4 protein-coding genes are annotated in these 7,484 nt (G+C 42.6%); all 4 read left to right on the forward strand.

The features are described 5' to 3' along the window. Positions 1-1,962, forward strand: a 1,962-nt coding sequence (locus AC4GME_RS12910; protein ID WP_490379526.1) for an autotransporter family protein, incomplete at its 5' end; no start/stop codon positions are given. 156 nt (positions 1,963-2,118) lie between these two features. Further along, positions 2,119-5,220 carry a chondroitinase family polysaccharide lyase gene (locus AC4GME_RS12915; RefSeq protein WP_490379527.1) on the forward strand — a complete coding sequence of 1,034 codons (3,102 nt, stop codon included), beginning with the start codon at positions 2,119-2,121 and terminating at the stop codon, positions 5,218-5,220. Between the two features lie 220 nt (positions 5,221-5,440). Beyond that, positions 5,441-5,575: a hypothetical protein gene (locus tag AC4GME_RS12920; RefSeq protein ID WP_490378078.1), complete on the forward strand. Its 135-nt coding sequence runs from the start codon at positions 5,441-5,443 to the stop codon at positions 5,573-5,575. 116 nt (positions 5,576-5,691) lie between these two features. Continuing rightward, positions 5,692-7,484, forward strand: a 1,793-nt coding sequence (locus AC4GME_RS12925) for a methyl-accepting chemotaxis protein (protein ID WP_490379528.1), incomplete at its 3' end; no start/stop codon positions are given.

The following is a 7,484-nucleotide window of genomic DNA, read 5'->3' on the forward strand; positions in this document are numbered from 1 at the left end:
GTTACCGGCCAGGGGGCCAATGCCATTTATGTTGATGGAAATTCAACTTTTGAGGGCAATCTGAATATTGAACAAGGCAAAAGCGTTGTTAGCGAAAATGGTACCGCCATTAAGATTGATGGTGACTTTGTTCAAAGTAAGCCAACCAGCCCGAATATGGGCGTTTACGTTAAAAATGGCTCGCTAATTAGTGGCGCTGAAAATGCGCTTGATTTTAGCGAAAGTAGCAGCTCAATGCGTATCGATGTGAATGGCAGCATTAAAGGTAATATTATCGGTAATAATGTTAGTGGCAATAAAATTAACTTTGCTTATCAAGGGGGCGCAGCTGATGCCTCTTTTGATGGTTCGCTAATTAGTGGCCTTGATACGATTGAGAACCATGGGAATTTAACCATTATTTCTCAAGACAGTAGCATTATCTGGGATACTAATTATATCAATAAAGCTAATGCAAGCATGAATTTCAGCGTGGCTGATAGTACCGACCTTGAACAGCCCATTCTTGTGGTGACGGGGAAGACGACTTTTCAGGCTGATAGTAGTGTTAAAGTTTCCTATACCGGCAGTAATGTCAATAATCTGTTAGATGAAGATATTATTCTGCTTGAATCGCAAGATGGTATTAGCGGTGAAGAAAATGTCACTGTGGGGGCTGGTTCTGGCTTTGATGGCGCACTTTCGTTTGATGTTTCACCGATTCTTGAAGTTGATCAATCTTGGGTTGTCGCAATGCCACCGGATGTCAATGGTGGAGTGACTGGCAATCAATTAATCGCCAGATATGCTGTTAATTATGAAGGTGGCGATGAATTTGTCGGTCAGGTTGCTGCTGGTGGCGCAACGGCAAATGAGATTGTGGTGGCGAATCATACAGTTAACTACGCCCTGAATAGTTATAATCAGACTCGCTCGGATGAATCGGGTGAATTACTTGCATTATTGGTATCACCTGGCACTGATGCGGCTGCTTCTGCACAGCTTGCTGATGAGTTAACACCAGATGCTGAAGGCAGTGAAGTTAAAGCTGCTTTATTGGTTGTCGATAAAATGCGTAGCCAAGTGGATGATCGTACCAATATCTTGCGTAATGAAAGTTATTTAAGCACAGAAAACGATGGATGGAATGGCTGGGCTAACCTTCTTTATGGTTACGGTGAGCAATCTGACAGCTCTGAAATTCACGGTTATGCACTGAATACTTATGGTATTAATGTCGGCATAGATCGTGTCTTTGATAAGCAGCGTTTGTTAGGGGTTTCATTTGCCTATGCCAATTCAAGTTCTGATATTAATAATACAGCTAACAGCAAAGAGGTAGACAGTTACCAGATGATGCTTTATTCAGGCTGGTTTAATGAAAAGTATTTTATTGACGGCAATATTAATATCGGTCGAAATGACCATAGCAGTTCTCGCACAGTAGGGGCGAGCAGCAACTATGGAGGTAATACCGAAGCGGAAGCTGATTACAATTCATTACAGATAGGCTATCAGCTGATGGCTGGAATGAAATTTGATCTGGATATGGTGAAAATAGAACCTCGTCTTGCCTATAACTATCAATGGCTACGTGTAGATGATTACGAAGAGACTGGCTCACCGGCAAGTCTGCGTTATGACCGTCAGAGCTATTCAGTGAAACATTTCGGAGCTGGTTTTACTGCTTTTAATACCTACCAGACATCTTATGGGCAATTAACGCCGTTACTTTCTGTTATGGCTTATAAAGATATGGATGAAACTCAGGTTATTCAGGAAACTGCTGGACTTGCGATGGATAGTTCAAATGATCGTTTTGTTATTCAGGGCGATCAAGTGGGCGGAGATATATTGGAACTGAAGTTGAATGCACATCTGAAAATGGCTAATGCCCTTAGTGCATCTTCTGGACTGAACTATTACCAGCGTGGTGATTATAAAGAAGGTTCTATTAACTTCAATGTATCAAAAAGTTTCTAAATTAATTCCAATCAGAGTCATTAACAGAACAGTCCTGCTAAGCATTTAGCAGGACTAAAATTCCGATTCCATTGTTAGCATTTTTAAGCGGAACGGTACTGTTATTTTGTGGGCTAGCTTGCCTGTAATGTCTGAATCTATAGTTAAGGTTTATTTATGAGAACACCATTAAAACTGAAACAAGTCTCACTGGCTATTTCTATCGCCTTAGGTGTAAGTGCTTGTTCTGTGCTTACTCCTGTTGTACCAATGCAAAGTCAGCAACAACCGGCTCCGATCATGGAGTCACAAATTCTTAGTTTTAATAACGAGACCCTCCCAGATTCAATAGAAGCGGGTGAAGGATCGTTATTATCACTGAGTACAGATCGTTATATTATGGCAGAGCAATCATTAAAATGGGATTGGTCAAAGAATAGTACGTTTACCGTCAAAGAGCCGATCCGTCTGGTTACCGATTCGGAAGCGCAAAAAGCCTACGGGCGCCGTGCAACTCAAGTGCTCTCTTTTTGGATCTACAATGAAACAGCAGTCGATGATTTCATGATTGTTGATCTTGGTCGCGGTTTAGGTGGTTCAACAGCAGCAGATGCTGGCTATAAGGTAAATATGAATTTTACCGGCTGGCGTACGATTGGCGTGTCCCTGATTAATGATATTGAAGGCCGAGAAGTTGAAGGGGCTGGCATTACCGATAATGCCAGCGGTGAAGGACTCGGAATGGGCAGTATTTCCGGCGGTCCACGTGGTGATATGGATAGCATCCGTTTTACAGCGCCGTCGGCAGCGGAGAAGGGAACGTTTTATATTGACCGTATTATGCTGTCGATTGATGATGCCCGTTATCAATGGTCGGATGATCAAGTTAAAACCCGCTATGATATTCCGGAAATCGACTTTAAATTACCTAAGCAGCTTCCGCAAGCAACGCCACAGGAAATTGCAGCGGCAGAAAGCATTCGTAGTTCGCTTGTTGACGTATTTACCAGTGCACAAAAACTAAAAGGTGTTAAATCGTTCAAGAGCTTGGATAAAGTGCGTAATGAGTTTCTATCAATGCGCATTAACCGGGATGAGAAAGGCAATCTGACTGGGCGCCATCTCATTACCGGCAAGCAGAAACGCATCTACCAGCCTGACTTTTTGAATGCTGAAGATAAGTTAATGTTTGATGATTATGTAACCTTAGCTGAATATTCTAATGTGCTGCTTAATATTGGCCGATTCTGGAACCTTAGTGAATCTGAGTTTGAAAAACAAGAGCTGGCTGATATGTATCTGCTGATGACTGAGCATCTTCTCGATCAGGGCTTTGTTGACGGCAGCGGCTTAGTGACAACTCACCATTGGGGCTACGCTTCTCGCTGGTGGTATATCTCTGCAATGCTGATGTCAGATGTTTTAGCCGAAAACCAATTACGCCAGCCAGTGTTCGATGCACTACTTTGGTATTCCCGCGAGTTTAAGGCTAACTTTGAGATGGTTACAGGGCCGGAAAGTTCGGATCTCGATTATTTCAATACATTATCCCGTCAACATCTCTCTTTATTGATGCTTGAGCCGGATATGGATCGTCGCATCGCATTACTGAAAAAGTTTGGCAATTACATTAATGTCGCATTATCACAAACCCCGCCAGGTGGTCGTGACGGATTGCGTCCTGATGGTACGGCGTGGCGACATGAGGGTAACTATCCGGGATACTCATTCCCTGCATTTAATAATGCGGCTCAGTTGGTATATATGCTAGACGGTACGCCATTTAGTGTTAGCAGTGAAGGGCGTGTAGCGCTTAAAAAAGCGATGCTGGCAGCTTGGGTTTACAGTAACCCGGAAGTGGGCTTAGGCTTATCCGGCCGCCATCCGTTTAATCCGCCGGCATTACGACATATAAGTGAAGGCTATCGTTGGTTAGCACTGAGTGGAAATCCGGAAACTGGCGATAAAGTAGATACACAGCTTGCGGCTGCTTATTTGCAAATGACAGGTAAAGATTTGCAGGCATCGCTTGAATTGTTTGAACAGGAGATCACGCCTGCCACTTTACCGCAAGGATACTGGGCATTTAATGGCGGTGCATTTGGTATTCACCGTTATAAAGATGACATGGTAACAATGAAAGCATACAACAGTAATGTATGGTCTTCAGAAATTTACTACCGTGATAACCGCTATGGACGATACCAGAGTCACGGTGCTGTTCAGATTATCCCTTATGGAAAACAGAGTGAAATTGGTTTTGTTCAAGAGGGCTGGGACTGGAACCGCAATCCGGGAACAACCACTATTCACTTACCACTGGAAAAGTTGGAAAGCCCACAAAAACATACCTTGATGCTACGTGCTGATCAACCCTTTAGTGGTGCATCTAGTTTGGATGGTAAATACGGTATGTTTGCTTTTAAATTCCAAGCAGCATCTTTGCCTAATATGGATAGTAGTTTTACGGCGAGAAAATCAACTTTATCAGTCGAAGATCGTATTGTGATGTCGGGTAGTAATATCTCAAACGGTACCAGTGAATACTCTACTGAAACAACATTGTTCCAATATGCGCTCACCGATAAATCCTCTTCAGTTTGGATTAATGGTGAAGAAGTAACAGATATGCCATATCAGGCCCAGTTAACCGAAGGAGACTGGTTAATTGACGGGCATGGCAATGGTTATCTGCTCACTAAAGGCGCAACGGTTGAGGTTCGCCGTCAGCATCAAGAGTCAGCCAATGACCGAAGCCGTGAAAAAACAGAAGGTGATTTTGTTGTAGCTTGGATAGATCATGGCACAGAGCCGGATAATGCTGAATATGAATACTTAATTCTGCTGGATGCCTCGCCACAAAAAATGGCTCAACTAGCTGCTGAGTATCAGCAGGGAGAGAAGCCATACAGGGTTGTTCGTAAGGATAAATCTGCCCATGTTGTTTATGACAAACAGAGCAAAACCACAGGTTATGCTGCTTTTGATGGAACCAGTTTCGATGATTCACTGGTGATGAGCATGGATAAAGCTTCGATCGTGATGACTCAGGAGTTACCTGATAATACCCTGAAGATCAGTGGGGTTACTCCGGATCTGAATATGACCCGTTATACTGCGGCGAAACCAACAAGTGTACAGGCCACGATCAAAGGTCAATGGCAAGTTGTCGAAGCAAATGAGAAGGTTACCGTTAGTCCCGGTGCCGATTCAACCAAGATTAGCTTTATTATCTATTTTGGTATTCCGCAAGAAGTGACACTTAAAAAAGTGGATTAATATTGATTAGCAGGGCGGTTATTTTATTGTCCTGCTATCACTTACCCTTTTTTACATTATGCAAGTGCCCGCTCTATTATTTTACCAATCAAACTAACTACTTGATCACATGACTTAATGTGATTGGTATAAACAATAGTGCCTGACTTCAACATGGAAGAAGTTATAAACATATCAATGTTAATAAAACAACTCCCCAGCAGGGTGCAATGGAGATGAAATGTGCGAATTGGATCATAATAGTTTTAGCAAACGGCTTGCTGCTGGTTTTGCCATTATTATTTTTTTGTTGCTATCGGTGAGTCCGGTGATTTTGGTTGCAATTATGGTTATGCAGGGGCATATCTGGATATGACTCTCAATCCTGAAGGTTCAAATTACTATCAATAGTATTGCCTTATTTCAAGGTGGAAAAATTATTCAATATCACTATTCGTGAAACAACTCCCTATCAGGGGTAATGGAGATGAAATGTTCAGATTAGATCACTATAGTTTTGGCAAACGGCTTGGTGCTGGTTTTGCCATTATTATTTTTTTGTTACTAGCGGTATTTGCTGAAGGCTTAAGAGGACGTTGGTTAATTGAGGATGGTATTAATCAGTTAAATGTAGCTAATGTCGGTGTCAGGGAGGTTTTTGGTTTACAGGTTTTAGAAAATAGTTATCTCAATAGCCGTGATCCTATCTATGCGCAGCGATTTAAAAAATGGCATAAGGTTAATTTAGATAATTTTATGGCGAGTAAGCATCTATTTAACAGCGCCCTAAATAAACCTTTGGTACAACGATTCGAAGCCGCCAATATTGAATATGGTAAAGAGTTTGAGCTGCTCTATCAGCAAGTCACCGAGATACAGAGCCTGACTAAGAAAATGGCGGAGGCAGAGCAGCGCTGGTCGGAAAAGTATAACGATGATTCAGCGCAATTGTTGTTAGTCCTATTGGGTAAAATGCGCAGCGAAACCGAATTATCCCTTGATCCCAATTTGATCGATCAATGGCAGGCTTACCTTAGTCAATGGGCTAATTACGTTACACAGTCGGAGGTTTCCAGTTATCTGACAATGCTCTCCGAGGTTGACAGTCAGCTGCAATCGTTACTGTTTACGCGTGATAAAATGCTAAAAGCCGCAACCGATGTGCGTGATAGCGCCAAGCAGATTCTTGTGAATGTTGAGCTACAGATGGCCGAAGATAAACAGCTTAGCACTATAGTTGGATTAGTTGTTTGTATCTCGGCGCTGATTGCCAGTTTTATCATCGGCTTTGTAATCACCCGATCAGTTATTCGTCCAATCAAGTCGACTATTCATATTGTTGAAAAACTGGCTAAGGGGGAGTTATATCATCAGCTGTCTTGTGAAGGTCGCGATGAATTAGCCAGTTTATCTGAAGCCATTAATAACATGACCAACTCATTGCGCAATATGGTAGGAGACACTAGCCAAAACCTCAACTTACTTAATAGGGGCAGCTCTGAATTGAACAGCATTGCTGAAGATAATAATAGTGGCGCGCAAAAACAGTTATCAGAATCTGAGATGGTCGCCAGCGCAATGACACAAATGACCGCAACAATGGCTGAGATTAGCAGTCATATTAGTGAAGTGGCAGAAAGCGCAGGGCAAAGTCAGCAATTGATTGAATCTTGTAATCAAGTTACAGCAACGGCAATAGAAGATATTAATCAATTGAGTATTAATATTTCAGATGCCTCAGAAGTTGTTGACCACCTTGCTCAACAATCTGAAAATATCAGCTCTGTACTCGGAGTCATCAATAGTATTTCAGATCAAATAAACTTGTTAGCCTTGAATGCGGCCATTGAAGCTGCCAGAGCTGGCGAGCAGGGACGAGGATTTGCAGTGGTGGCCGATGAGGTTCGAGCACTCGCACAACACACTCAGAAATCGACCCGGGAAATTGATGCGATAATTGGTGCATTACGACATAATGCAGGAAAGGCTGTGACAGCGATGAATGACAGTCAGCAATCTGTTGAGTCGTCGCGTCAACAGGTGCAAGGCATTGGCAGCCATTTAGTCAGTGTCTCAGATCTGGTCAACAATGTTACTGAGCAGGCGATTAGTTTGTCCTCTGCGTCAGTTGAACAAAGTGTCACTGCAGAGTCTTTTAACGATAGTATGCATGTTATTGTCGGTATCTCGCGTGAATCGTCAGATACGGCTCAACAGTTAGCAACAACAGCCACTCAGCTTTTACAGTGTAAAGATGAGATCAACTATCATATGGCGAAGTTTCA

This window comes from Psychromonas sp. (genome assembly GCF_983033635.1).